This is a genomic window from Curtobacterium sp. 'Ferrero' (genome assembly GCF_002412165.1).
In the GTDB taxonomy this organism is placed as follows: domain Bacteria; phylum Actinomycetota; class Actinomycetes; order Actinomycetales; family Microbacteriaceae; genus Curtobacterium.
Genome location: NZ_NXIA01000022.1, coordinates 15,324 through 41,269 on the forward strand (window position 1 = coordinate 15,324; position 25,946 = coordinate 41,269).

At 70.8% G+C, this 25,946-nt stretch carries 21 protein-coding genes; 15 read left to right on the forward strand and 6 right to left on the reverse strand.

Translation table 11 applies throughout. The features are described from left to right. Window positions 1-25: 25 nt before the first annotated feature. Entirely contained in the window at window positions 26-742 is a 717-nt protein-coding gene (locus tag Csp2054_RS15300; RefSeq protein WP_255252774.1) for a GntR family transcriptional regulator, read from the forward strand. A gap of 59 nt (window positions 743-801) precedes the next feature. Here the strand turns inward: Csp2054_RS15300 and Csp2054_RS18285 are convergent, their stop codons facing one another. After that, on the reverse strand, window positions 802-954 hold the full coding sequence (locus Csp2054_RS18285; protein ID WP_176491746.1) for a hypothetical protein: 153 nt from the start codon (window positions 952-954) through the stop codon (window positions 802-804). A 211-nt stretch (window positions 955-1,165) separates the two neighbouring features. Between Csp2054_RS18285 and Csp2054_RS15305 the strand changes: the two genes are divergently transcribed. From Csp2054_RS15305 to Csp2054_RS15335, 7 genes are all read left to right on the forward strand, one after another. After that, the gene (locus Csp2054_RS15305) at window positions 1,166-2,275 is read left to right on the forward strand and encodes a LacI family DNA-binding transcriptional regulator (RefSeq protein ID WP_096900320.1); all 1,110 of its coding nucleotides are present in this window, start codon (window positions 1,166-1,168) and stop codon (window positions 2,273-2,275) included. 352 nt (window positions 2,276-2,627) lie between these two features. Then, complete coding sequence (locus Csp2054_RS15310) at window positions 2,628-4,343, forward strand: ABC transporter substrate-binding protein (protein ID WP_255252775.1); 1,716 nt, start codon at window positions 2,628-2,630, stop codon at window positions 4,341-4,343. Beyond that, complete coding sequence (locus Csp2054_RS15315) at window positions 4,340-5,320, forward strand: ABC transporter permease (protein WP_096900321.1); 981 nt, start codon at window positions 4,340-4,342, stop codon at window positions 5,318-5,320. The genes Csp2054_RS15310 and Csp2054_RS15315 overlap by 4 nt, the downstream gene beginning before the upstream one ends. Before the next feature lie 58 nt (window positions 5,321-5,378). After that, window positions 5,379-6,329: an ABC transporter permease gene (locus Csp2054_RS15320; protein ID WP_096900322.1), complete on the forward strand. Its 951-nt coding sequence runs from the start codon at window positions 5,379-5,381 to the stop codon at window positions 6,327-6,329. Beyond that, window positions 6,326-8,104 carry an ABC transporter ATP-binding protein gene (locus Csp2054_RS15325; protein WP_096900323.1) on the forward strand — a complete coding sequence of 593 codons (1,779 nt, stop codon included), beginning with the start codon at window positions 6,326-6,328 and terminating at the stop codon, window positions 8,102-8,104. Before Csp2054_RS15320 ends, Csp2054_RS15325 begins: the two co-directional genes overlap by 4 nt. Then, window positions 8,101-8,973, forward strand: coding sequence for an alpha/beta fold hydrolase (locus Csp2054_RS15330; protein ID WP_096900324.1), 873 nt, complete (start codon window positions 8,101-8,103; stop codon window positions 8,971-8,973). The genes Csp2054_RS15325 and Csp2054_RS15330 overlap by 4 nt, the downstream gene beginning before the upstream one ends. A gap of 8 nt (window positions 8,974-8,981) precedes the next feature. Further along, on the forward strand, window positions 8,982-10,169 hold the full coding sequence (locus tag Csp2054_RS15335) for a glycoside hydrolase family 1 protein (RefSeq protein ID WP_096900342.1): 1,188 nt from the start codon (window positions 8,982-8,984) through the stop codon (window positions 10,167-10,169). On the opposite strand, the gene Csp2054_RS15340 is transcribed toward Csp2054_RS15335, so the two are convergent. After that, window positions 10,159-11,139 carry an ankyrin repeat domain-containing protein gene (locus Csp2054_RS15340; protein ID WP_096900325.1) on the reverse strand — a complete coding sequence of 327 codons (981 nt, stop codon included), beginning with the start codon at window positions 11,137-11,139 and terminating at the stop codon, window positions 10,159-10,161. The two genes, Csp2054_RS15335 and Csp2054_RS15340, sit on opposite strands and share 11 nt — an antisense overlap. Before the next feature lie 101 nt (window positions 11,140-11,240). Here Csp2054_RS15340 and Csp2054_RS15345 point away from each other — a divergent pair, with 101 nt between their 5' ends. From Csp2054_RS15345 to Csp2054_RS15375, 7 genes are all read left to right on the forward strand, one after another. Then, window positions 11,241-11,852 carry an acyltransferase gene (locus tag Csp2054_RS15345; RefSeq protein ID WP_096900326.1) on the forward strand — a complete coding sequence of 204 codons (612 nt, stop codon included), beginning with the start codon at window positions 11,241-11,243 and terminating at the stop codon, window positions 11,850-11,852. Next, on the forward strand, window positions 11,849-12,997 hold the full coding sequence (locus tag Csp2054_RS15350) for a DegT/DnrJ/EryC1/StrS family aminotransferase (protein ID WP_096900327.1): 1,149 nt from the start codon (window positions 11,849-11,851) through the stop codon (window positions 12,995-12,997). Before Csp2054_RS15345 ends, Csp2054_RS15350 begins: the two co-directional genes overlap by 4 nt. Further along, complete coding sequence (locus Csp2054_RS15355; RefSeq protein ID WP_096900328.1) at window positions 12,994-13,992, forward strand: Gfo/Idh/MocA family protein; 999 nt, start codon at window positions 12,994-12,996, stop codon at window positions 13,990-13,992. Before Csp2054_RS15350 ends, Csp2054_RS15355 begins: the two co-directional genes overlap by 4 nt. Window positions 13,993-14,072: 80 nt before the next feature. Beyond that, window positions 14,073-15,368, forward strand: a complete 1,296-nt coding sequence (locus Csp2054_RS15360) for a nucleotide sugar dehydrogenase (protein WP_096900329.1) — start codon at window positions 14,073-14,075, stop codon at window positions 15,366-15,368. Between the two features lie 55 nt (window positions 15,369-15,423). Further along, window positions 15,424-16,593, forward strand: a complete 1,170-nt coding sequence (locus Csp2054_RS15365; RefSeq protein ID WP_096900330.1) for a glycosyltransferase — start codon at window positions 15,424-15,426, stop codon at window positions 16,591-16,593. 15 nt (window positions 16,594-16,608) lie between these two features. Next, entirely contained in the window at window positions 16,609-18,009 is a 1,401-nt protein-coding gene (locus tag Csp2054_RS15370; RefSeq protein ID WP_096900331.1) for a lipopolysaccharide biosynthesis protein, read from the forward strand. Between the two features lie 37 nt (window positions 18,010-18,046). Next, on the forward strand, window positions 18,047-19,381 hold the full coding sequence (locus tag Csp2054_RS15375; protein ID WP_176491747.1) for a right-handed parallel beta-helix repeat-containing protein: 1,335 nt from the start codon (window positions 18,047-18,049) through the stop codon (window positions 19,379-19,381). 95 nt (window positions 19,382-19,476) lie between these two features. On the opposite strand, the gene Csp2054_RS15380 is transcribed toward Csp2054_RS15375, so the two are convergent. The 4 genes from Csp2054_RS15380 to Csp2054_RS15395 all read right to left on the reverse strand — a co-directional run bounded on the left by Csp2054_RS15380 (window position 19,477) and on the right by Csp2054_RS15395 (window position 25,622). Further along, window positions 19,477-21,129, reverse strand: coding sequence for an O-antigen polymerase (locus Csp2054_RS15380; protein WP_096900333.1), 1,653 nt, complete (start codon window positions 21,127-21,129; stop codon window positions 19,477-19,479). A gap of 4 nt (window positions 21,130-21,133) precedes the next feature. Further along, window positions 21,134-22,252 carry a glycosyltransferase gene (locus tag Csp2054_RS15385; RefSeq protein WP_096900334.1) on the reverse strand — a complete coding sequence of 373 codons (1,119 nt, stop codon included), beginning with the start codon at window positions 22,250-22,252 and terminating at the stop codon, window positions 21,134-21,136. Window positions 22,253-22,302: 50 nt separating this feature from the next. Next, window positions 22,303-23,562: a glycosyltransferase family 4 protein gene (locus tag Csp2054_RS15390; protein WP_176491748.1), complete on the reverse strand. Its 1,260-nt coding sequence runs from the start codon at window positions 23,560-23,562 to the stop codon at window positions 22,303-22,305. 125 nt (window positions 23,563-23,687) lie between these two features. Beyond that, the gene (locus tag Csp2054_RS15395; protein WP_141399291.1) at window positions 23,688-25,622 is read right to left on the reverse strand and encodes a hypothetical protein; all 1,935 of its coding nucleotides are present in this window, start codon (window positions 25,620-25,622) and stop codon (window positions 23,688-23,690) included. Window positions 25,623-25,946: the final 324 nt, after the last annotated feature.

Below are 25,946 nucleotides of genomic sequence, written 5' to 3' on the forward strand. Positions count from 1 at the left end.
ACCATGCCTGCTAGGCTCTCGGACCGTGGCTGACACGACCGAGGTGGAGCAGGCAGGACCGGTCCCGCCGTCGCAGACCGCCCAGCTCTACGACAACCTGCGCGCGGCGATCCTCACGCTCGAGATCGCGCCCGGCGAGCGGATCTCGGAACGAGGCCTCGAAGCACGCTTCCATGCCTCGCGCACCCCTGTGCGCGCGGCACTGTCCCGTCTCGAGCGTGAGGGCCTCATCCTGCACGAGGGCCGCTCGTGGACCGTCACCCCGATCGACCTCGACGAGATCGCCGCGCTGGCGGAGCTCCGCGGCGTCCTCGAACCAGCCGCCGCCCGGCTCGCGGTGTCACGTGCTTCCGCCGCACAGCTCGACGAGGTCCGGGCGCACCTCGACGCCCTCCGTCCCGACGCCGACCAGCGGGCGAGCGTCCGCATGGGCTCGACGTTCCACCTCGACCTCGCGTCCCTCGGGGGCAACCCGTTCATCACGGACGCCGTCGCCGACGCCCTCACCCGACTCGAGCGCACGCGCTGGATCGAGGTCCGCACCCCCGCGGCCCGCGACGCCGCCTGGGCCGAGCACAGCGCGATCCTCGACGCTGTGCGGGCCGGCGACGCCGAGCAGGCTGCAGAGTTGCTCGCGGCGCACGTGGCGGGCACGAACGACCGGCTGCTCGCGTTCATCGCGCAGGAGCGTCGGCGCCTCCGCGGCGCGGGCATGGCGATCGTCGGGCCGACCGAGCGCTGAGGCCCGTCCAACCGCTGAAGCGCAGCGCTGAGCGGGCGGCAACGCCCGCGGACCCGCGATCAGACGGTGGGTTCCTCGCTGCCGTCGACCTCGCCGAAGATCCACGCGTCCTGGTTGTGCTGACTGTGGTCGAGCAGACCGCTCTTCACCTCGTCGAGTGCGATCGACTCGGTGATGACGTCTCGGCTCTGGCCGCGGGTGTTCTTCGACATCGTGATCTCCTGTGTGTGTGGGCAACGTGCAGTTCCCTGACTGCGGATGCGCTTCCTCACGGGACGTGCTGAGGTCGCTCAAGTGTGCGCGCAGTGTCCGGATCGCGCAAGACCCGCGTGCGGGAGACGGACCGGCCCGTCCCCGCGCGGTGCCTAGGATGGTCCGGCCGCGCGGCTCGCGACGGCAGGACGGTCGGACTGGAGGCACGGGGTGACGGACCAGCGCAGCGCACCGCCCACGGTCTACGACGTCGCATCCGCCGCGGGCGTCTCGATCGCGACCGTCTCACGCGTGCTCCGCACCCCCGACGCCGTGCGCGAGGGGACCCGCGACCGGGTCCAGGCCGCGATCCGAACGCTCGGGTACGTGCCGTCCGGCACCGCCCGGGCCCTGGCGGGTCGACGCACGGGCGTCGTCGGGCTCCTGCTGCCCGGGTTCGACGTCGTGCCCGACGAGCGGCCAGATCTCGTCACCGACGGCGGTGTCCGCATCGTCGACGACCGTCGTCACGTGACCCAGCCGTCCTCGTCGAACCTGTACTTCGACGAGGTGCTCCGCGGGGCCGAGGTCGAGGCCTGGCAGCGCGGGCTCGCCCTCATGGTGGCCGCCGGGCGGGGGTCCTCGCGCGACGTCATCGTGAACGACGTCGCCGGACGCGTGGACGGTCTCGCGGTGATGGCGCGGACGGTGCCGGACGAGCTGCTCGAGCACGTCGCCCGTCGGGTCCCGGTCGTGGTCCTCGCCGACGACGGACGGTCGCACGGCTTCGACTCGGTCAGCGTGGACAACGTCGCCGGGATGCGGACCCTGGCCGCGCACGTCATCGGGCGCCTCGGCATCCGCTCGCGCATCGCCTACCTCGCCGGCCCGGTCGACTCGCCCGACGACCTCGAGCGCGCCGACGGCTTCCGGCAGGCCCTCTCCGACCACGGCGTCCCCGCGTCGGACGTCACCACCGTGCACGGCGACTTCGGTCGGGTGCGGGCACGGGAGCTCGCGGCGGACCTCTTCACCGGGGCGGTGCCGCGGGCGGTCGTGTGCTCGAACGACCAGTCGGCACTCGGGGTCCTCGACGCGGCGGCGGCGCTCGGGATCCGCGTGCCGGAGGACGTCGTCGTGACGGGCTTCGACGGCATCGACGCCGGACGGTTCTCGACCCCCCGCCTGACGACGGTCCACCAGCCGATGGGGGAGCTCGGACGTGCTGCCGTGCGTGCCGTGGTCGACCGGCTGGCCGAGCCCGACGGGCCGCCGCGTGCGGTACGTCTGCCGGTGGAGGTGCTCCTCCGCGAGAGCTGCCCGCCGGCCCTGAGCGCCTGACGCTCGCACCCGTCTGAGCCCCGGGCGGTCGCATCGCGTCGCGCCCCCGACGACCGGGTCGCGCGGCCGTCGACGTCGCGCCCCGCCGACGTCGCGCCCCGCCGACGTCGCGTAGCCGTGACGTCCCGCCCCCGTCGACCTGGTCGCAGAACCGGTCGCCGTCGTCCCCTGCGGGCGACACCTGCGGCGACCAGGACGAGCGCAGACGGCACGTCGTGCGACCAACCCCCGCGTCGGGCGATCAACCCGCGGCGCGCGGCCAGCCTTCAACGGTCCGAGAGACGCTTGCGCGACGCGATGTAAGCGCATACATTGGTTCGCGTACCGATTCGACACGGAGGTCGACCGAGCAATGACGCTTCCCCCACAGCGCAGCGCGCGCAGGCGTGGCCGGCTCCTCGCCGCGCTCGCCGGCATCGCGGTCGTGGCACTCGCGGCCAGCGGCTGCAGCATCCAGGTCCGCTCCCAGCCGGACCCGAGCATCGGCAAGGACACGATGCTCATCAACGCCGACCACGGCAACCCGCTGTTCGACCGCAACTTCAACCCGTACATCGCCAACGCCCGCACCGCGAGCAAGTGGATGTACGAGCCGCTCATCGAGGTCAACCCGCTCGACGGCAAGGGCACCCCGTGGCTCGCCAACAGCTGGACGCAGCCCGACGCCCGCACGATCGACATGACCATCCGGAAGGGCGTCGAGTGGTCGAACGGCGACCCTTTCAGTGCGAAGGACGTCGTCTTCACGTTCGACCTGCTCAAGAAGTTCCCCGCGATGGACATCAAGGGGGCGTGGCAGCACATCGACCGCATCGAGCAGGACGGCGACCACGTCGTCTTCCACCTCAAGAGCGACGACGTGCCGAGCCTCAACATCATCGGCGCGACCTACATCCTCGGCGAGCAGCACTGGGGGAAGGTCAAGGACCCGACCACGTGGCGTGACCCGAACCCCGTCGGCACCGGCCCCTTCGTGCTCGGCAACTACAGCGACCAGCAGTACTCGATGGACAAGAACCCGCGGTACTGGCAGGCCGACAAGATCGCCATCAAGCACCTCATCCTGCCGGCCACGAACACGCAGCTCGACACGGTCACGCGCGGCTACGACTGGGCGTACTCGTTCATCTCGGACGTCAAGGGCACCTGGGGTGCTGCGTCGGGGACGAACACGTGGTGGTTCCCGGCCGGCGGCGTCATCGGTCTCGTGCCGAACCTCACGAAGGCCCCGTACAACGACGTCAACGTCCGCAAGGGCATCTCGTACGCGCTCGACCGCACGGACATCGCCGAGACCGCGACCGAGGGCAACCTGCCCGCGGCCGGTCAGACCGGCCTCATCCTGCCCAACCAGGAGCAGTACCTCGATCCGTCCATCCCGGACAAGGGGATGATCACGCAGGACACGAAGCGGTCCCTGCAGGAGTTCGCGAAGTCCGGCTACACCCAGCAGGGCGGCAAGCTCGTGAAGGACGGCAAGCAGCTGACCATCACGATCATGACCGCGAACGGCTACTCCGACTGGCTCCGTGCGGCCCAGCAGGTCCAGCGCGACCTCACCGCGATCGGCATCAAGGTGTCGCTCCAGGCGCCGCAACCCGCCGGGTACCAGGCCAACCTCAACAACGGCAAGTTCGACCTGGCCATGGGCGGCATGGGCAACGGCGACGTCTACCAGGCCTTCAACTCGCTGCTCTCGAGCGACTTCTACCAGCCCGTCGGCAAGTCGACGGTGAACAACTACGAGCGCTACAAGAACGCCGACACGCAGGCGCTGCTCGACGAGTACAAGGCGACGACGGACGAGTCCCGGCAGCGAACGATCCTGCACCAGCTGCAGAACATCGTCTACGACGACGTCCCGGTCATCGGCATGTACTACGGCGGTCTCTGGGGTCTGTTCAACACGAACAAGTTCGTCGGCTGGCCGAGCGCGGAGGACCCCTACATGGCACCGCAGAACTACGACTCGGCTCCGCTGCTGATCTTCTCGAAGCTCCGGCTTCGCGACAGCGCGGCGGGCAAGGAGATCCTGCGAGAGCAGCAGCAGGAGGAGGCAGGCAAGTGAAGTACATCCTCCAGAAACTCGTCCTGTTCGTCCTGACCCTCTGGGCCGCGGTCACGCTGAACTTCGTGCTCCCGCGCCTCATGCCCGGCAGCCCGACCGACGCAGCACTCGCGAAGCTCAGCCAGAACGGCCCCGTCACCGACGCCACGAAGAAGGCGATCGAGGCCCAGCTCGGCGTGCCGAGCGGCAACCTCTGGGACCAGTACGTCAGCTACCTGCACCAGGTCGTCACGCTCGACTTCGGCACGAGCTACACGTTCTACCCGCAGCCCGTCGGCGACCTCGTGGCCCAGGCCCTGCCGTACACGCTGGTGCTCGTCGGCCTCGTCACGATCATCGCGTTCGTGCTCGGCACCCTGATCGGTGTCGGCGCGGCGTGGAAGCGCGGCACCTGGCTCGACTCGCTCCCGACCCTGTCCGGCAGCTTCATGTCGACGTTCCCGTACTTCTGGACGGCGCTCCTGCTGCTGTTCTTCCTCGGCTACGTCCTGCACTGGTTCCCGACGACCGGGGCGTACTCGGCCACGACCACGCCGGGCTTCAGCGGGCAGTTCATCGGGGACGCCCTGCAGCACGCGATGCTCCCCGCGATCACGATCCTCGTGACGAGCCTCGGCGGCTGGATCATCGGCATGCGCAACGCGATGATCAACACCCTCGGCGACGACTACGTCACGTTCGCCGAGGCCAACGGGCTCCGCGGCCGCACGGTCGCCGTCCGGTACGCCGCGCGGAACGCGATCCTGCCGAACCTCACCGGCTTCGGCCTCGCGCTCGGCGGTGTCGTCGGCGGATCGGTGCTCGTGGAGCAGGTGTTCGGCTACCCGGGCATCGGCTACCTGCTGTTCAACGCCGTGATCGGGCAGGACTACCCGCTCATGCAGGCCCTCTTCCTGATGATCACCGTGTCGGTGCTCATCGCCAACTTCATCGTGGACGTCCTGTACGGCGTCCTGGACCCGAGGACGCGCCGATGACCACAACGTCGCGATGGGCGGCGTGCTCCGCCCACAACCACCACCCGAGGACGCGCCGATGACCACGACCAGAACACCTGACACCACGGTCGCAGTACGCACGCAGCAAGAACAACAAGCCCCGTCGAAGCTCAAAGCCGCCGCACGCCAGTTCGGCGTCGTCTGGAGCAACACCAAGGCCCGGATCGGCATCGTCATCCTGGGCGTGTTCGTCCTCGTGGCGATCGCCGCCCCGCTCCTCGCCCCCTACGGCGCCAGCCAGAACGGCTTCGCCCGCAGCGCCGACGCCACCTGGGCCCACTGGATGGGCACGACCGCCGCCGGCGAGGACGTCCTCTCCCAACTCATCCACGGCGCCCGGGTGTCCGTGCTCGTCGGTGCCGTCGCGGGCTTCCTCTCCACCCTCGTTGCCGTCGCGATCGGCCTGAGCTGGGGCTACATCCGCGGCTGGGTCGCCGAGGTCATCGGGTTCATCGTGAACCTCTTCCTCGTCATCCCCGGCCTCCCGCTCATGATCGTCATCGCCGCGTACCTGCAGAACGGCGGCATCGCGGTCATCATCGCCGTGATCGTCGTGACGGGCTGGGCCTGGGGTGCCCGCGTCCTCCGGAGCCAGACGCAGTCGCTCCGCAGTCGTGACTTCGTGACGGCCGCGCAGTTCTCCGGCGACGGCGGGACCCGCATCGTGTTCCGCGAGATCCTCCCGAACATGACGAGCCTCATCGTCGGCTCGTTCTTCGGGGCCGCGACGAGCGCGATCCTCGCCGAGGCCGGCCTCGAGTTCCTCGGGCTCGGCGACTCGTCGATCGTCAGCTGGGGCACGATCCTCTACTGGGCGCAGAACTCGAACGCCCTGCTCACCGGCCAGTGGATCCTGCTGTTCGCCCCCGGTCTCTGCATCGCCCTCCTGGCGATGAGCCTGACCCTCATCAACTTCGGCGTCGACGCCGTGTCCAACCCGCGGCTGCGCGAGGGCGCGCGCCGCAAGCGCAAGGAGGCAGCAGCATGAGCGGCCAGCCCACCACCGGACGGGAGGCGCGGGACGGCGCCGCCACGCGCCTCCCGTCCGATGCCACGAACGCCACGCAGGACGTCCTGCTGGACGTCCGCGACCTGTCGGTCGTCTACGAGTCGGCCGGCCAGGAGGCCGTCCAGGCCGTCGACCGCGTCTCGTTCCAGCTGCGGAAGGGGGAGTTCGTCGGCCTCGTGGGGGAGTCCGGCTCCGGCAAGTCCACCCTCGGCTACGCACTGACCCGTCTCCAGAAGCCCCCGGCCAGGACGAACGGCGGCAACATCTTCTTCGGCGGGGCGGACATCCGCGACCTCGACGACGAAGCGCTCCGCCAGCAGCGCCAGGGCGGCTTCGCGATGGTGCTGCAGTCGGGCATGAACGCCCTCAACCCGGTGCGGACGATCCGCAACCACTTCATCGACGTGTTCAAGGCCCACGGCCACGTGCCGCGCGATCGGTGGGACGCGCGGATGAAGGAGCTCGTCGAGAAGGTGAAGCTCCCCGCCGCCATGCTCGCCAGGTACCCCGGGGAGCTGTCCGGCGGCATGCGGCAGCGCGTGTCGATCGCCCTCGCGCTGTCGCTCGAACCGCGGCTCATGGTGTTCGACGAGCCGACCACGGCGCTCGACGTCCTCGTGCAGCACGCGGTGATGGACACGATCATCGAACTGCAGCAGTCCGAGGGCTTCACGGCGATCCTCATCAGCCACGACCTCGGCATCGTCCTCGAGGCCACCGAGCGCGTCCTCGTCATGCACGAGGGACGCATCGTCGAGGACGGCGGCTCGAAGGACATCCTGCGCGATCCGCAGGACGACTACACGAAGATGCTGCTGTCGCACTACGCCGACCCGCGCGCGGAGGTCGTGTCGCTGCCGGGGTTCCCGGACCGGTCGCTCCGCTCGTCCGAGGGCGCGACGCGTCAGGAGACGACGTCGTCGTTCAGCACCGTCGGCTCGCGGGAGCGCTCTGCCGCCCGCAACCCGGTCGTCGTCGACCACCTCGTCAAGACCTACCCGGCACCCCGCCGCGGGGAGCAGCCCGTCCAGGCCGTCCGTGACGTCTCGTTCACCCTCGAGCCCGGGCAGTCGCTCGCCCTCGTCGGCCAGTCCGGCTCGGGCAAGTCGACGATCGCGAAGATGCTCACCGGCGTCGAGAAGCCCACCACCGGCACGGTCCGGTTCGGCGACGTCGACGTGGCGAAGCTCGGCAGGCGTGGCCTGAAGGACCTGCGCTCCGAGGTGCAGATGGTGTTCCAGGACCCGTACGCGGCGCTCAACCCGCTGCACACCGTCGAGTACATCCTCTCCCGGCCGATCGCGAACTACACGGACCTCCGCGGCCGCGACGCCCGACGTCGGATGCTCGAACTCCTGGAGACCGTCGGGCTGACGCCCGTCGAGCAGTTCGCGCAGAAGCTCCCGCACCAGCTCTCCGGCGGGCAGCGGCAGCGCGTCGTCATCGCCCGGGCGCTCGCGAGCGACCCGCAGGTGATCATCGCCGACGAGCCCGTCTCGATGCTCGACGTCACGCTCCGCGCCGGGGTGCTCGCGCTCCTCGAGGACCTGCGCGAGCAGTGGGGCGTCTCGCTCCTCTACATCACGCACGACCTGCTGAGTGCACGCCTCATCACGGACGACATCATGGTGCTGCACGACGGCGCCGTGGTCGAACGGGGTCGCACGGCCGAGGTGCTGCAGGACCCGCAGGACCCGTACACGGTGGCACTGCTCGACGCGGTGCCGAACCCTCGAAGGGCACTGCTGGCATGACCACGCTCCACGAATTCCCGTCCGTCCCCGCCTTCGGACACCTCCCCACCCCGGACGGCGTCGACGTCGTCGGCGTCGACCTCCCCGTCGGCCGCCTCACCGCATACCGGGTCGTGCCCGCCGGGCCGTCGAAGGGCGTCGTCCTCGTCGTCCCCGGGTACACCGGGTCGAAGGAGGACTGGCGCACCTTCATGCCGCTCCTGCGCGAGGCCGGCTGGACCGCCGTGGCGATCAGCCGACGCGGCCAGGCCGACTCGGCACGCGCGTCCGGACCGGCGGGCTACACGCTGCAGGAAGAGGCCGCGGACGTCGTCCGGGTCGCACGGCTGCTCGACGACGGCGCGCCCGTGCACCTGATCGGCCACTCGCTCGGCGGCGTGATCGTCCGCGAGGCCGCCATCGCGTCGCCGGAGTCGTTCCGCGACGTCGTGCAGTTCTGCTCCGGCCCGTACGGCTGGCCCTACCGCAAGGTCGCCGAGCTCACGATCCTGCACGACACCGACGGGAACCTCCGCCAGCTGTTCGACGCGACGAACCCGCTCTGGGCCGGCCGTCCCGACGACGAACTCCCCGACGACGCCCGGCTCGTCCGCGACCGCTTCGCCGTGCACGACCCGGCCAGCATCGTTGCCGGCGGGCACATCCTCGAGGACCACACCGACTCGTCCGCCGCACTCCGCGCCACCGGCCTCCCGGTACTCGTGACGCACGGCGAGTGGGACAACGCCTGGCCGATCCCGTGGCAGCGGCAGATGGCGGAGGACACCGGCGCCGCCTACGAGGTCATCCCCGAGAGCTACCACGGCCCGCAGGTCGAGAACCCGGCGGCGACGCTCGCCGTCTTCGACACCTTCATGAGCACGCACTGAAAGGCGACATCATCACCACGCTGCAGTTCCCCGACGGCTTCCTCTGGGGTGCCGCCACCGCCGCCCACCAGATCGAGGGCAACAACGTCAACAGCAACTGGTGGGTGCACGAGCACGAGCCCGACACCACCATCCTCGAGCCCTCCGGCGACGCCGCGGACAGCTACCACCGCTACCGCGAGGACATCCGCATCGCCGCCGACCTCGGCCTGAACTCCTACCGGTTCAGCATCGAGTGGGCGCGCATCGAGCCGGAGCGCGGCTGGGTCTCCCGCGCCGAGATCGACCACTACCGCCGCATGGTCGACGCCTGCCACGAGGCCGGCATCGAACCGATCGTCACGCTGATGCACTTCACCGTCCCACGGTGGTTCGAGCGCGACGGCTTCTGGCGGGCACGGGACGCGGCCGACCTGTTCGCCCGTTACACGGAGGCCGCGCTGCCCATCGTGCAGGACGGCGTCCGCTACGTCTGCACCATCAACGAGCCGAACATCGCCGCGATGCTCGCCGGGGGAGAGGACGCGTCGAACCTCGTGGCGTACGGCCTGCCGAACCCGGACCTGCACGTGGCCGACCAGCTGCTCGCGTCGCACCGGCGCTCCCGCGAGGTGCTGTCGCAGGTCGACGGGCTGCAGTCCGGCTGGACGATCGCGACCCAGGCCTTCCGCGCGAACGGCGAGCCGGGCTCCGAGGAGATGCTCCGCGAGTACGGGTACCCGCGCGACGACTGGTACCTCGAGCAGGCTGCCGGGGACGACTTCCTCGGCGTCCAGGCGTACACCCGCACGTTCATCGGGCCGAACGGTCCGCTGCCCCTCGCGGACGACGTCGAGACGACCCTGACCGGCTGGGAGTTCTACCCCGAGGCCTCGGCGGACGGGCTCCGCAGCGCCTGGGAGCTGTCCGGCCACGTGCCGCTCATGATCACCGAGAACGGCATCGCCACCGCCGACGACACCCGCCGGGTCGCCTACACGCAGGGCGCCCTCGAGGGCATCCACCGCTGCATCGAGGACGGCATCGAGGTCCTCGGCTACCAGCACTGGTCGCTCCTCGACAACTACGAGTGGGCGTCGGGCTTCCGCCCGACCTTCGGCCTCGTCGCGTGGGACCCTGAGACCTTCGAGCGGACGCCGAAGGACTCGGCGCGCTGGTACGGGCGGGTCGCGCAGGCGAACGCGCTCACCGTCTGAGGCGCTCGCGTCCACCGGACGGGAGGCGCGGTGCCAGCTGGCACCGCGCCTCCAGTCCGTTCTGCTGATCAGTCGGCGGATTCGTCGGAGGTGGGGTCCTCCGCGGTGAAGTGGAGCCCCGCGGTCTGGTCGTCGAACGAGGCGAGCAGGACCTCCTCCGCCTTCCGCGAGCCGCGCTCGCGAGCGAGGTCGAGCGCACTGCGCCCCTCGGCGTCGGGACCGTCACGTCCGCACCCCGTTCGAGCAGGGCCTCCGTGGTGCCGCGCCGGTCGAACCAGGCCGCCGCGTGCAGCGGGGCGAAGCCCCAGCGCGGGTCGACCTCGTCGATCCCCACCGGATCGCTGCCGATGCCGTCGAGCGCGAGCGAGAGCCCGCCGACGTCCCCGTGCGCCGCGGCGCGCACCGCCGGGTTCGCCCACTCCACCCAGCCGTCCGGCACCGGGCCGTGCCAGCCGTGCTGCGGGCGCTGCTCGAGGCGGGCCCAGACGCCCTCACGGACCGAGGCCACCTCGATCGTGACGTCGCGGAAGTGGACCGCGAGCTCGCCGGTGGGGGAGAGCAGCAGCCGGAGCTCCCAGACGTCGGCGTCGACGTGCGCAAGCTCCCCGCGGGACACGTGCACGTCCCCGGCCAGCAGGTCGAGCGGCGTGGTGTCCTCGGGGTCGAGGACCGCCCGGGCGAAGCGCACCGTGACGCGCGCGTGGTTCCACCGCTTCCAGAGCCCGTCCGGGGTGTCGAGCACCTCGTCGGTGCGGACGACCACGGCGGCGTGGACCGTCCGACTGCCGTCGTCTGCAGGCAGGTCCGTCTCCCACTGCTCGACACGCGCCTCGTTCCAACGCACGCTCGCCAGGGCCGCCACCGCGGGCGGGGCGTCGGTCACCAGTCGGGCGAGGTGTTCGGCGTAGCCGTCGACGTCCTCCAGGGAGACGTACCCGACGGCGGGCCACCCGACTCGACTCCAGCGCACGGCTCGACCCTACGGCTTCGGGGAGCCCTTTGCATCGCACTTGATATTTCGCGTACTGATATGTAACCTGGGATCGCAGCCACCGGAGACAGGAGCAAGCGATGCCCACCAACCCGAACGCCTTCACCGCGCCGACCGCCGTCGTCGCCGCCTCCGCCGTCCTCGGCGACGGCGTCCGTGTCTGGTACGAGAGCCACGTCGAGTCCGACGCGCGGATCGGTGCCGACACCCTCGTCGGCCGCGGGGTGACCATCGGCGCCGGCGTGGTCATCGGTGCCCGCTGCAAGATCCAGAACGCCGCCCTCGTCTACGGGCCCGCGGTCGTCGGCTCGGGCGTCTTCATCGGCCCCGGCGCCGTCCTGACCAACGACAACGTCCCGCGCGCGGTCAACCCGGACGGCTCCGTCAAGGACGCCGTCGACTGGCACGCGACCCCGGTCGTCGTCGAGGACGGCGCCTCGATCGGTGCCGGCGCGATCTGCGTCGCACCGGTCCGCGTCGGTCGCTGGGCGATGGTCGCCGCCGGCGCCGTCGTGACCCGCGACGTCCCGGACCACGCCCTCGTCGCCGGGGTCCCCGCACGCCGGATCGGCTGGGTGGGACGGACCGGCGAGCGACTCGTCGCCACCCACGGCGACCTCCTGACCTGCCCGGCCACGGGCGACCACTTCCGGCTCTCCGCAGCCGGTGACTCGATCGAGGTGACCCGATGACCACCATCCACGCCACGCAGCCCGCACCCGCGCAGCAGCCCGGCGTCGCGCCCGCGGCCGACGAACTGATCCCCGCCGCCAAGCCGCTCATCGGCGAGGACGAGCGCCGCGCCGTCGACGTGGTCCTCGCGTCCGGCGGCCTGGCCCAGGGGCCCGAGGTGGCCGCCTTCGAGCGGGAGTTCGGCCAGGTGCTCGTCGACGACCGGCCGGTCGTCGCCGTGAACAGCGGCACCGCCGCCCTGCACCTCGCCCTCGTCGCGCTGGGTGTCGGCCCCGGCGACGAGGTCATCGTGCCCTCGTTCACGTTCGCCGCCACCGCCAACGCCGTCCGACTCGTCGGTGCGACGCCGGTCTTCGTCGACATCGACCCGGTCAGCTACTGCGTCGACCCCGCGGCGGTCCGCCGGGCGGTCACGCCGGCGACCAAGGCGCTCATGCCCGTGCACCTCTACGGACACCCCGCCGACATGACGGCGCTCTCGGCGATCGCCGCCGAGCACGGGCTGCTCGTGGTCGAGGACGCCGCGCAGGCGCACGGGGCCCGGTGGGCCGGCCAGCGCGTCGGCAGCACGTCCGACGCCTCGGCGTTCAGCCTCTACCCGACCAAGAACATGACCGCGGGCGAGGGCGGGATGGTCTCGACGACCTCCGACGACGTCGAGCGGACCCTCCGCCTGCTCCGCAACCAGGGCATGGAACAGCGCTACGCGAACGAGATCATCGGCTTCAACGCCCGGATGTCCGACATCCACGCCGCGATCGGTCGCGTCCAGCTCGGCAAGGTGCTGCGCTGGACCGCCCAGCGGCAGGCGAACGCGGCCTACCTCGCCCGGGAGCTCCGCGGCGTCGTGGTCCCCACCGTCCACCCCGACGCGGAGCACGTCTTCCACCAGTTCGTCGTCCGCGTCCCCGAGGACCGCGACGGCTTCGCCGAGGCCCTCCGTGCCGAGCACGGCGTCGGCTCCGGTGTCTACTACCCGACGCCCGTCCACCGGCTGCCGTCGTTCGGTCTCGACCTCGACCTGCCGGCGACCGAGCGGGCCGCCCGCGAAGTCCTCGCACTCCCCGTCTACCCGACGCTCACCCTCGCCCAGCTCGACCGCATCGTCGCCGGTGTCAACGCCCTCGCAGGAGCGGGCCGATGAGCCCCCGGACGCTCCGAGCCGGCGTCATCGGCCTCGGGATGATGGGGCGGCACCACGCCCGGGTCCTCCGATCGGTGGACGGCGTCGAGCTGGTCGGACTCGCCGACGCGCTCGGCGACCCGCACGGCATCGCGAACGGCACCCCGGTCGTCCGGTCGGTCGACGAGCTCATCGCGCTCGGCATCGACATCGCGGTCGTCGCGGTCCCCACCGCGCTCCACGAGGAGATCGGTCTCGTGCTCGCCGCAGCAGGCGTGCACGCGCTGATCGAGAAGCCCGTCGCGGTCGACGAACGCGCGGCCGCCCGCTTGGTGGAAGCCTTCGGGTCGGCCGGCCTGGTCGGCGCCGTGGGGCACATCGAGCGCTACAACCCCGCGCTGCGCGCACTCCGGACCCGCCTCGACGCGGGAGAGCTCGGCGACGTCTTCCAGATCGCCACCCGGCGGCAGGGCCCGTTCCCCGCCCGCATCGCCGACGTGGGTGTCGTGAAGGACCTCGCGACACACGACATCGACGCGACCGCGTGGATCGCCCGCTCGCCGTACGTGCACGTGGGAGCGCTCGCATGCACCAAGAGCGGTCGCCCGCACGAGGACCTCGTGACCGTCACGGGTCAGCTCGCGGACGGCACGGTCACCTCGCACCTCGTCAACTGGCTGACCCCGTTCAAGGAGCGGCTCATCATCGTGACCGGCGAGCGCGGTGCGTTCGTCGCGGACACGCTGCACGCCGACCTCACGTTCCACGAGAACGGCACGGTCGCGACGGCCTGGGACCAGGTGGCCGCGTTCCGTGGGGTCGCCGAGGGTGCGAGCACGCGCTTCGCGATCGAGAAGCGCGAGCCGCTCCTCGTCGAGCACGAGGCCTTCCGTGACGCCGTCCTCGGACGCGGTGACGACATCGTCACCCTCGCCGAGGGCGCACGGACCGTGGCGGTCGCCGAAGCGATCATCCGCTCGGCCCGCACCCGGACCGCGGTCGCCCTCGCAGCCTGAGCGCGGTCGTCGCGTCCGTCCGGACCACCCGAACACCACCACAACCCGTCCCGGCCTCGCCGGAGAGAGCAGCACACACCATGAACGTCGTCGTCGTCGGCCTCGGCAAGATCGGCCTCCCCCTCGCGGTGCAGTACGCCCGTTCGGGCGCCACCGTCACCGGACTCGACGTGGCCCCCGCCGTCGTCGAGTCGGTCAACGCCGCGATCGAACCGTTCCCCGGGGAGCACGGTCTCGCCGAGGGGCTGCGGGAGGTCGTCCCCGCGGGCCGGCTCCGCGCCACCACCGACCCCGCCGAGGCGATCCCGACCGCGGACGTCGTCGTGGTCGTCGTCCCGTTGTTCGTGGGCCAGGACGGCACCCCCGACTTCGGCTGGATGGACGCCGCCTCCCGATCGATCGGAGCGCACCTCCGCCCGGGCACCCTCGTCGCCTACGAGACCACCCTGCCGGTCGGCACCACGCGCACACGGTGGGCGCCGATGCTCGAGCAGGCCTCCGGCCTCGTCGAGGGGCGCGACTTCCACGTCGTCTTCTCGCCCGAGCGCGTCCTCACCGGGCGGGTGTTCGCGGACCTCCGCCGGTACCCGAAGCTGATCGGAGCACTGTCCGACGCAGGGTGCGACCGTGCGCGGGTCTTCTACGAGACCGTCCTCCAGTTCGACGCGCGGGACGACCTGCCACGACCGAACGGTGTGTGGGACCTCGGCACCGCCGAGGCAGCAGAGATGGCAAAGCTCGCCGAGACCACCTACCGCGACGTGAACATCGCGCTCGCCAACGAGTTCGCGGTCTTCGCCGGCCAGAACGGCATCGACGTCGCGAAGGTGATCGAGGCCTGCAACTCGCAGCCGTACAGCCACATCCACCAGCCGGGCATCGCCGTGGGAGGCCACTGCATCCCCGTCTACCCGCAGCTGTACCTCTGGAACGACCCGGACGCCACCGTGGTCCGAGCCGCGCGTCGGCGCAACGCCGCGATGCCGGACCACGCCGTCGACCTCCTCGAGCGCCTGCACGGGGACCTCGCCGGACAGCGTGTCGTGGTGCTCGGCGCCGCCTACCGCGGCGGTGTCAAGGAGACGGCGTTCTCGGGGGTGTTCGGCACCGTGGCCGCCCTGCAGGCCCGCGGCGCGTCCGTCACCGTGACGGATCCGATGTTCTTGGACAGCGAGCTCGAGCACCTCGGCTTCGCGGCGTACCAGCACGGCGACGCCGTGGACGCCGCCATCGTGCAAGCCGACCACGCTGAGTACCGCACGATGCGCGACACTGCGCTGCCCGGCGTCCGGACCGTGGTCGATGGTCGACGGGTGCTCGACACGTCCCGCTGGGACTGCATGGTGATCGCCATCGGTGCCCCCGCGGGTGACTGAAATACGAAGTACGGAGATATGTGGCGGGGGGCGCCCGCACTCGTAGCGTGCCGGCATGGACTCCAGGCCTCGCCCGTTCGACATCGTGCACGTGTCGAGCGCCCACCCGTGGACGGACAACCGCGTGCACCTCCGGTCGGCGGCGACGGCAGCGGCGACGGGGTACCGGACCGCTCTCGTCGCCGTCACGACGGACGGCGTGGTCGACCCCGACTGGGACCGACCCGATCCGACGACGGGCGTCTACGTCCGACGGCTCCGGCGTCGTCGGCGCGCTGCCCGGGTGGTGCTCTCGTCGGTCCAGGCGGTCCTGGCCGCCTGGTCGTCCCGAGCACGGATCGTGCACCTCCACGATCCAGAGCTGCTCTGGTCGGTGCTCTTCCTCCGCCTCGCAGGTCGCCGCGTCGTCTACGACGCGCACGAAGACCTCCCGGCCCAGGTCCTGGGCAAGGAGTACCTCGGCCGCGCCGGGCGACTCCTCGCAGTCCCCCTGGCACACGCGGCCGTCGCCCTGGCGCGCCGGGCGTCGTTCGTGGTCGCTGCGACGCCGACCATCGCGGAGCGCTTCGACCCTCGGACGACCCAGGTCGTCCGCAACCTTCCCCGCCTGCGACCCGAGGACGCCGCCGCCGCGCCGCCGTCCACCCGTCGGCGGCGCATCGCGTACCTCGGCGCCGTGAACCACGACCGTGGGCTGTCCGTGCTCACGGCGCTCGCGGACGCCCTCGACCAAGTGCCCGGTTGGTCACTCGTGGTCGCGGGTCCGATCGACCCGGCGGTCGACCGACGGGCCTTCGACGAGCACGTCGACGCCGGTCGCATCGAGTACAACGGCGTCGTGTCGCCGACTGCCGCCCGCGATGTGCTCCTCGATGCTCGCATCGGTGTCGTGCCGCTCCTGCCGACGAAGGCCTTCAGGACGTCGATCCCGACGAAGCTCCTCGAGTACCTCGCGGCAGGTCTCCCCGTCATCGCTTCCGACATCCCGGCCTGGCGAGCGCTCGTCGGAGCATTCGACTGCGTGACGTGGGTACCTCCTGGGGACGCGGACGCAGTACTCCGTGCGGTGCAGGCCTACGAGTCCGACCCGGCGCGGCTCGACGGGCACGGACGAGCCGCGGCAGCTGCTGCACGCGACCACCTGCACTGGGATCGCGAGGCCGGTCATCTGCTTCGTGTCTACCGGCGCGCAGGGCTCCCGGATCCGATCGGAGCAAAGCCATGACATGTGATATTCTGAATGGGGGTGTTCGAGATCACGGCACGCCTGACGAAGGGACACGAGATGCGGCGAGTCATGCGCTGGAAGGCCCCCGGCATCGCTGTGATCCTGATCGGTTCGCTGATCGGTCAGGGCTCGGTCATCGCGGTGTCGCCGATTCTGACCCGCTGGTACGCGCCGTCGGACTTCGGCGCCCTCGCCGTCATCACCGCCCTCTGCTCGATACTCGGTGCCTTCGCCGCGATGGGGACCGACCGTGCCGTGGTGGTCGCCCCGTCCAGCCGGGCGGTCCGGCACCTGGTCGTGTTCGGACTCGCCGTGTCGGCGGTGGTCGCCTCCTGGGTCGCGCTCGCCGCTTGGTCGCTCCGGAGTGTCCTTGCGCACAGCTTCGCTGCTCCGTCACTCGAAGTCGTGTGGTGGCTCTTCCCGGTCACGACCTTCGTCGTCAGTGCGTTCCGGATCGTCAGCGCGACGGTCGCCCGGAGGCAGCAGTACGGCGAGTTGGCGACCAGGAACGCCGTGCAGGGGCTCGCCCAGACCGCGTGGAACATCCTGGCGGCACCGCTCGGACCGGTCGGGTTGCTCGCAGGGCTGTCGATCGGTCGTTTCGCAGGGATCGTCGGTTCCTCGTTCCGCCCGCGGAGACTCCCCGACCGCAGTCCTTCGCCGTCGGCAGAGCACTTCACGGGGACGCTCCGCACGCATCGCCGGTTCCTGCTCGTGACACCGTGGTCCGCGCTCCTGAACGTCCTCGGCCAGCAGGCGCCGAGTGTGCTGATCGCGCTTGCGCTCGGCAGCACGTCGGCTGGGTACATCGCGCTGACCATGCGTGTGCTGGGGACACCGGTCGGCATGCTCGCAGACGCAGTCGCGCAGTGGTCGAGTGGGGTCTTCGGACGGGCGGTGCGCTCGGGGACACCGGTCGACCGGCTGTTCCGGCGGATCGTGCTGCGTCTCGCGGGCGCCGGCGCGGCCGGCACCCTGTTCGTCCTCGTCCTCGCGCCGACCGCGTTCTCGTGGGTCTTCGGGGACGAGTGGCAGGTGTCGGGAACGTTCGCGCAGATCCTCGTGCCGGCCTTCGCCGTGCAGGTGATCGCGTCGCCGGTGACACAGCTCCTGTCGTTGCTCGGCCGGCAGCTGACGCAGTTGTGTTGGGATGCAGCGCGTCTCGCCCTGACGTCCGGTGCGGTCCTCGTCACGAGCCTCGCGGGCGGATCAGCCGGTGCGACCGTCGCGGCGCTCTCGGTCGCGATGGTGGTCGCGTACTCGACTGTCCTGCTGCTCGTCGCCCGCGCAGCCCGGGGGCACCGAGTGGCGGTCGGGACGGCTCCGGCACCGACGCCGGGATCGCCGGTCGACGGCCTGGAGCCGCAGGAAGCCGCTTCCGGAACCCGCGGCCGAACGGTGACCGTGCGCTGACGTCGTCGCGGGCAGCTCGCTCCGGAGGTGCCCCGTGGTGACCCGTCGCGGAGCGATCCGGACGCTCGCCACCGTGACGGCCGCGTCGACGATCTCGGCGATCGTCCCGCGCGCCGTGGCCACGCCCCACGCCGTGGACGACAGTGGGGCTGCGTCCGTCCACGAGCTCATCGGCACCGCTCCGCCGTGGTCGTGCGTCACGATCACCCGGAACTGGAGCGTGGTCGATCCCGTGGTCCTCGCGGCGCCGATCACCCTGCGTTTCGCAGGTGGGTCCCTGTCGACCCCGTCGCACATCTCCCTCCTCCACGTGTTCTCGTCGGACGTCCGCATCGAACAGCCGGTCCTGCGGGGCGCCGACGGGTCCGTTTCGGGCCTCGGCCGAGGCATCCAGGCGACCGGGACGACTGCGGCCCCGCTCCGGAACGTCGTGGTCCACGGCGGCTCGATCAGCGGGCAGTCGCACGACGGGGTGCTGCTCGAACACGTGGAGCAGTTCGCGATCAGCGGTACGACGATCACCGACGTCGGCTACGCGGGCGTCCTCTTGGTCTCCTGCACCGACGGGCTCGTCAGCGGGAACCGCATCGACCAGGTGAACCAGCCAGCTCCCTACGTGAACTCGTACGGCATCGAAGCAGCTCGGTCGACGGCCGCGGGCACCGATCGGTTCCCGCGCAGTGCCCGGATCACGGTGAGTGACAACTGGGTCAGCCGGGTTCCGGCATGGGAGGGCATCGACACCCACGGCGGGGAACAGATCGCGATCCTCCGCAACCGGGTCGAGGACTGCCGCGTCGGCATCGCGCTCGTGCCGTCGAAGGACGAGGACGACGCCTCGAAGACGAAGTACGCGCCGCTCTCCTGCTCCGTGATCGGCAACACCGTCACCCGGTCATTCCGGGGCCCGGGGCCCGGGATCGTCGTCCGCGGTGCCGGAGAGACGATCGATTCCCCCGCCGAACGTGCGACCGGCGTCCTGTTGGGCAATGCGGTGTCGGGGTACGGCGACGCAGATCGGGACGCGCCGATCCTCGTCTACCTCACCCGCGACCTCGTCATCGCCGAGAACGACCTCGTGGGGTTCGGGCGGGCGATCTCGGCGTACCACTCCAACGCCGACCTGACCATCTTCCGCAACTCGGTGGTCGATGTGCAGCGACTCGGCACGGCGCGGACGGCAGGCATCCTCGTGGTCGCCACGGCGAACTCGGGCGCGGTGTTCGGCAACCAGGTGTCCGCGGGTGACGTCGGACTGCAATGCCGTTCGGCAACCAACTCATTCCTGAGCATCGGGAACTCGTGGGGCAGCCTCGTCACGGACCCGGTCGTGTCGGCCACGGACGCCGTGGTGCGGTTCCGCGACGGCTGACCGCTCCGACCGAACGTGGGAACGGTGGTGGTCGAGACCGGCGTGCCCGGCACCGCTTTCACGACGGAGGCCGGGGCGCCCGCCTTCCGTCGTGGTCAGCTGGTCGGCACAGCCGCATGGGCCGCAGCTCGTCGGGCCGCTCGGGGGGCTCGGGCTGCGGCCACTCGTGCAGAGGCGACCCGCGGGGCGGTCCCGGAGACTGGTGGCCGTGCGGCACCGGACCTGACGCGACGACCGCGAGCGCCGAGCTCTGCGGCACGGCGCGAGGGCAGCTGCCCAGCAAGCACGTCCCGCTGCTCGCCGCGTGTCCGGGTCGACGTGTCGCCGGTGCTCCGGCGCCTCCGCGCACCCGCGGCGCCGTCGACCGGCGCCCAACCGGTCCGCGGGCATATGAGCAGGATGACCGTGCCGATCACGAGGCCGTGCGAGAGCATCGCCGTGAAGATCGACGTGTTGGACAGTGCGATGCTCGGCATCACGAGCGCCATCGCGGCGACCCGCAGCGGCAGTCCCTTGATCGCGTGGTCGACGAACCGCAACCACACCCAGAGGACGAGTGCCGCCACGCCGATCCCGGCCCAACCGAAGTTCGCGAACCCGTCCGCGAACAAGTTGGCGTTGGCGTACCCGGTCGATCCTGGCACGAGGTAGTCCGCGATCCGCTTGGGCGGCGCAAGATCGTACGGGTAGTCGATCCACGTGCCGAGGAACGAGTAGGCGTACATCGCGACGGGGTTCTGGCTGAAGTAGTCGACGTACACCGACGAGAGCAGGCCCGGCGTGAGCATGAACCGCCGGGTGAAGACCGACGTCCAGGTGATCCCGCCTGATGCCTCGTCGGCGGCGGCGGAGGCCACCATGATGGCGAGCGGAGCGGCCAGGAACGGGATCGCGGACGCCCCGCCGGTGCGCCGGCGGAAGACCAGGGCCATCCCGAGCACGGCGATGAATGAGAACAGGACTGTCTTGAAGCCCGTGCTCGAGTAGAGCAGGAACTGCCCGACGAGCGCCAGCACGATCAGGGACGGACGGCGCCGGAAGATGCCCCGCGCGAGGATCAGCGGGTTCACGACGAACGCCTGACCCGTGAGCAGGTACCCGAGCGCGCCGCCCGTGCCGACGTCGGCGGTGTAGTCCGCGCGGACGTCGTAGATGTCGTCGAGTGCGAGGAACCGGACGTGCACGCCGACCGTCGCCGCCATGATCCCGTAGGTGGCCAGCGAGTAGACGGCACAGATGGTCCAGGTGAGCGTCCCTCGGCCCACGGAGAGCGCGCCGAAGCGGAGGACATCGGCGGTGGCGTCATCGCGCACTGGTGTCTGCTCGTCCCCACCGTCCCGAGGCACGCCGAACGAGACCAGTGCGAACGCTGTCCCGACGGCCGCCGACAGCATCAGGGCCGTGGGGTGGGAGAGGTACCCCGAGGACACACCCATCAGCATCGTCGGTGCGACGCACACCACGAAGAGGGTCCAGAGGACGACGTGCGACGGTTTGGTGATCCGGGCGGGGAGCGCCAGCGCCACAGCGGTCGTCAGCGCGATCGCGGTGGCGAGCACGAGGAACGGTGCAGCGACGTACGTGTACCCGAGGTAGGCGAACAGCGGAGCCACGAGGTGCTCGGAGATCCAGTTCATCGTCACGGCCAGGGCGGCGATGATCACTGCGACGACCAACACACGGCGGAGGGCCCGGAGCGAGGCGGCATCCGCGGGCCGGAGCGGGGTGGAGACGGGGGCGACGGTCACGGACTCAGCCCTCCTCGGACGCGCCGAGCAGTTCGTCGTACATCGCGACGAGCCGGTCGGCCTCACGTGCCCACGAGAAGCGTTCCGCCGCGCGCCGTGCCTCGGCGCCGTGTTCCGCGAGCAGTTCCGGGTCGTCGGCGTAGCGGCGGACCGCGGCGGCGATGGCTGCTGGGTCGTCGGCGGGCACGAACGTCACGCAGCTGACTCCTTCGAGCAGACGGCGCCAGAGCGGCACGTCGGTCGCGATGACCGCGAGGCCGGCGGCGAGGTACTCGAAGAGCTTGGTCGGGAAGATCTGGTCGGTCACCGGGGTCCGGCGGAACGGCACGACGCCGATCCGTGCGTCCAGCAGGAGGTCCCGCGCCTCCATCGGGCCGACCACGCCGTGGTGGCGGATCCGTCCGTGGGCCTCGGCGGCGCGGAGCGCGGTCGTGTCCGTCGCCGCGTCGATGGAACCGACCATCTCGATCCGCCAGTCCGACGGGAAGGCATCCTCGTCGGCTGCCGCGCTGATCACGTCGATCCCGCGGTCCTTGCTGAGGACCCCGACGTGCGCTACGACCGGAGCACGCTGCTCGAGCGGGCGCTGTTCGGTGTCCTCGGCTCGCTCGAGCGGGAAGTTGTGGATCGCGACCGTCCGCCCAGCGGGGAACCGACGCCCGGTCCACTCGGTCGCGGTGACCACGCGGTCGGCGGTGCCTGCGACGCGCAGCAGCAGGTGCGAGAGCGCGGCGAAGACCGCACGCTGCCGGTGCGACAGGTAGTCTTTGCCCCAGACCTGGTCGGGCAGGTCTTCGTGCGCATCGTAGACGACGGCGCGGCCCGCGAGGCGGAGCACCGGGATCGTCCAGATGAGCTCGGGGTCGTGGAGGTGCACGACCTTCGCGCCGGAGGCGAGCGCCAGGCGGAGCACCTGCACGGTCGACACGACCATGCGGCGCACCCGGCGGCGGCGCGGGATGCAGATGACTTCGACACCGGTGGTCGGCGCCTGCAGGTCGCTCTCCACAGCGATGAGCATCACGCGCCGTCCGCCGGAGACCCCTGCGGCGGCCTCACGCAGGTGGACGCGGTTGTCCACCCACGGGTGCGCGGAGGAGACGTGGACGATGTCGTACGGCATGGTTGGTGTTCCGTTCGGGTCGATGCGGTCGGTCAGCGGAGGCCGTCGGCTCACCGGCGGACGGCCGCGGCGAGTGCGGATGCGTAGGTGCGTGCGAGACGTCCGTAGTCGTGCTCACGGATGACGTGCGCGCGACCGCGTGCACCCATGGCGGCGCGCTCCTCGTCGGACATGGAGGCGAGGGTGAGCATCCCCTCGGCCAGCGCCGCGGCGTCGTCCGCCGGGACGTGCACGCCGCACTCAGCGGCCTCGACCGACTCGAGGGGGACGGGCGCGCCGACCAGCAGCGGGCGCTCCAGCAGCATGTACTCGTACTGCTTGTTCATCGAGACGCCGTGTCGGTACAGCGGGAGGTCGTGCATGTTGACCACGAGGCAGTCGGCCTGGCGGCCGATCGCTCGTGCCTCGCCCTGGGAGACCCGGCCGTCCCACGTGATCGAGGCAGCGGACGGGAGGCTCGACGCGCGTTCGCGGAGCGCCGTCACGTCAGCGCCGTCCCCCACCATGCGGAGCGCGAGGGGCCGGAGCCCCCGTGCCCTGGCGGTCGTCGCGGCCTGGTCGAACGCGTCGATGACGACCTCCAACGCGTTGGCAGGACCCATCGAGCCGATGTAGGCGATGGTGAACGGCGCGTCCGCCAGGGATGCGCCCGCGTCACGGGGTCGTTCCCCGGGCAGCTGGTCGACGGTGACGCCGTTGGGTACCCAGGTGAAGCCGCCGTGGTAGCCGCGGTCGGCGTAGTACCGGCCGACCCCGCCGAGGGGCGAGATGATGTGGTCCGCTCGTCGCACGATGTCCTGCTCGAGTCGGCGGAGCGCACGGATCACGGGGTGTCGCTCGGTCATGCCGGCAAGGCCGAGTGCGGACTCCGGCCACAGGTCGCGCGGTTCGAACACGAACGGGACGCCGTGGCGTCGTGCCAGGCGGGCGGCCGCCCAGGCGGCGAGGGGGTGGAACGAACCGCCGACGATGACGTCCGGACGGGGCAGTCCGGCCAGCGAGCGGGGGACGAGCAGGAGGAACGTGAAGACGACGATGTCCAGGACCCGACGAACAGCTCGGCTGAGCCCGGCACCCCGGTAGTCGACTCCGCGGAGCCACAGGAAGTCGTAGCCCTCGCCGGTCCAGCGGCGTCGGATTCGCAGCCCCCGCAGGTGCGACCGTCCGGTGGGGTGATCGGTTCCGGCAGCGATCACGATGCTCCGCCAGCCGAGTGCCGTGAGGTGCTCCGCGAGTGACTGGTGGCGTGTGGCGCGACCGTCCCGTTCGTGGTGGTGCGCGTAGTGGTTGATGATCCAGACCGTGCTCACGCTGCGACCTCCGCTTTCGTCATGTGATGTTCCCAGCGTAATACATCGCATACGAAAGGGCAAAGACGAGACCGCGCACCGGCGCCCCGGCTGCAGTGGTGGCCGGGGCGTCGGTGCCGTCGTGTTCAGGCGGTGGCCGCCGGGATCGTGAACAGCTCGCTCGTGACGGTCTGGCCGTTGAGGGTTTGGCGGACCTTGAACCGGAAGCCCGTCGCTCCGGTCGAGACGACGCGGGTGAACTGCCACCGGCCATCCGGGCCCACCCGGAACGTGCTCCCGATGCCCGGGTCGAGGACCGTGTCCGAGATGTTCAACACGGAGAACATCGCGCCCGGGGTGGCCGTGCCGGAGAACGTGTTCTCCCGGCCGGGGATCACCTGGGTCGTCTGCACCGTGACCGGTGTGAGCTGCCCGGAAGGGATCGAGAACAGCGGAGACGTCGTGGTCGTCCCGCGGGCATCAGTGGTCTCGAGCCGGAAGTCGAACTTGGTCGCTCCGGTCGACACCACACGCTGGAAGGTCCAGTTGCCCTGTGCGTCGATCGTGAAGGTGCCCGGGACGATCTGCGTCCCTGACACGTTCAGCACCCGGTACGACGAGCCGGCCGGCCCGGTCCCGACGAACGTGTTGGTCACGCCGGGGGTGACCGTCGTCGGCTGCGTGACGGTGACGGGGACCGCCCCCACGATGGTGAAGGGCCCGTCGGTGCGGGTGTCGCTGCCGAGGGTCTGGCGGACGCGGAACGAGTACTCGGTGGTGCTGGCGGCCGGGGTGGCCTGGAACGAGAACGATCCGTCGGCGGCGACCTGGACGCCGCTGGCGATGACGGCGTCGTCGGCGGCGAGGATGTCGATGGTGGCGCCGGCAGTGGCGGTGCCGGTGAAGGTGGTGCGCTGGCCGGGCGTGTACTCGTCGGTGGTGATCGTCGCGGCGGTCAGGGCGGACTGGCCGGGGTTGACGGTGACGGTGTCCGTGGTGGTGCGGGCGCCCTTGGAGAGCTGCTTGGCCTCGAGGACGTGCTCGCCGCGGGCGAGGTTCGCCGAGCCGGTCCAGGTGCCGTTCGCGGCGACCGTGGTCGAGAGGACCGGGGTGGTGCCGCCGTTGTTGATGACCTGCACCTGGGAGCCGGGCTCGCCGGCGCCGCTGATGGTGGTTGCGCCGGCCGGGACGGTGGCCTGGTCGGTCGGGGTGGTGATCGACACGCGGGTGCCGTAGTCGAGGTCGACCTGGATGTTGCCGGTGGCGGTGCCGTCGATGATCTGGTTGACGTGGACGGTGTAGAGGCTGCCGCGGATGTCGGGTGCGGGGAAGTTGATCGTCCAGTTGCCGTCGGCGTCGGAGGTGGTCGACGCGACGAGCTTGCCCCCGTTGTCCTTGACCTCGATCGGCGTGCTCGGCTCTGCGGTCCCGGAGTACACCGCCGTCCGAGCGGGGTCGGCGGGGAAGGAGCCCGACGCGGTGAACGGGTGATCGCGCGTCGGGGTGAGGAGGCTCGTCGGGAGGGAGGAGAACCGCGTGTTGTCCCGGTCGACGTCGAAACGCCCGCCGGTGTCACTGATGTTCGCGGACGGGCGACCGGTCAGGAAGCCGGGCGTCGAGAACGGGACCCACCTGAGGTTGCCGGATTCGATCCTCCAGACCGAACCCGTCGCGGTGGCCTGCGGCGCGACGTTGCAGACGCTGCCGGACCGGACGATCGTGGCGTGGGACGTGTCCACACCGAAGACCCCGAGGCACTTCGACAGATCCGAGGTGAGGTTGATCGTCAGCTTGTCGTCGTTCCCGTCCCACCGGTACACCGTCCAGAACGGTGCGTTCGCCCTGGCCAGTGCTGCCGAGCTGTAGGTCACCCGCCTGCCGGTGGCGTCCATCGCTCCCCACTCCGTGACGCCGAGGGACGGACTCCACTGGTTGATCAACTGGAACGTGGCACCCGGGACAGCGTTGACTCGTGCCTGCGGGGTCGCGGAGGCCTGTGTGGCACCCGCTGCCAGGCCGGCGACGGCCAGGGTGGCAGCCGCGAGGCCTGTGGCGGTCCGTTTGAGCTGGTGGGGAAGCAAGGTTCGGTCCTCTCGCGTTCTTCGCGGAAACCAGCAGCCGATCTCCGATGGGCGGGGCGTGCTGCATCTGCCCGGTTCCGCTGATGACTGGGCGGTTCTGCCCTGTCGGAAAGTACCAGATGTGATGTTCCGCACCGGTTTCGTTCGGTCCATACGCCGTTGCCAGATATCGCAGAGTCGGGTGCAGCCGTCAGCCCGTGCGCAGCGTCCGGACGTTGACCGACTCGCCCGCAATGGCTGAGGGCCTCGCGGTGTGCGCGAGGCCCTCGGTGGTGGTGGTCGTGGGTGTGTCAGTCGGCGGCAGTGATGGTGTTGTCCTTGCCC

What these genes read in the sequence shown, in the direction of transcription:
- Csp2054_RS18285 (WP_176491746.1), bottom strand. Translation starts at nt 954, where the DNA reads ATGTCGAAGAACACCCGCGGCCAGAGCCGAGACGTCATCACCGAGTCG.
- Csp2054_RS15345 (WP_096900326.1), top strand. Translation starts at nt 11,241, where the DNA reads ATGCCCACCAACCCGAACGCCTTCACCGCGCCGACCGCCGTCGTCGCC.
- Csp2054_RS15365 (WP_096900330.1), top strand. Translation starts at nt 15,424, where the DNA reads ATGGACTCCAGGCCTCGCCCGTTCGACATCGTGCACGTGTCGAGCGCC.
- Csp2054_RS15320 (WP_096900322.1), top strand. Translation starts at nt 5,379, where the DNA reads ATGACCACGACCAGAACACCTGACACCACGGTCGCAGTACGCACGCAG.
- Csp2054_RS15325 (WP_096900323.1), top strand. Translation starts at nt 6,326, where the DNA reads ATGAGCGGCCAGCCCACCACCGGACGGGAGGCGCGGGACGGCGCCGCC.
- Csp2054_RS15370 (WP_096900331.1), top strand. Translation starts at nt 16,609, where the DNA reads ATGGGGGTGTTCGAGATCACGGCACGCCTGACGAAGGGACACGAGATG.
- Csp2054_RS15385 (WP_096900334.1), bottom strand. Translation starts at nt 22,252, where the DNA reads ATGCCGTACGACATCGTCCACGTCTCCTCCGCGCACCCGTGGGTGGAC.
- Csp2054_RS15330 (WP_096900324.1), top strand. Translation starts at nt 8,101, where the DNA reads ATGACCACGCTCCACGAATTCCCGTCCGTCCCCGCCTTCGGACACCTC.
- Csp2054_RS15310 (WP_255252775.1), top strand. Translation starts at nt 2,628, where the DNA reads ATGACGCTTCCCCCACAGCGCAGCGCGCGCAGGCGTGGCCGGCTCCTC.
- Csp2054_RS15350 (WP_096900327.1), top strand. Translation starts at nt 11,849, where the DNA reads ATGACCACCATCCACGCCACGCAGCCCGCACCCGCGCAGCAGCCCGGC.
- Csp2054_RS15360 (WP_096900329.1), top strand. Translation starts at nt 14,073, where the DNA reads ATGAACGTCGTCGTCGTCGGCCTCGGCAAGATCGGCCTCCCCCTCGCG.
- Csp2054_RS15355 (WP_096900328.1), top strand. Translation starts at nt 12,994, where the DNA reads ATGAGCCCCCGGACGCTCCGAGCCGGCGTCATCGGCCTCGGGATGATG.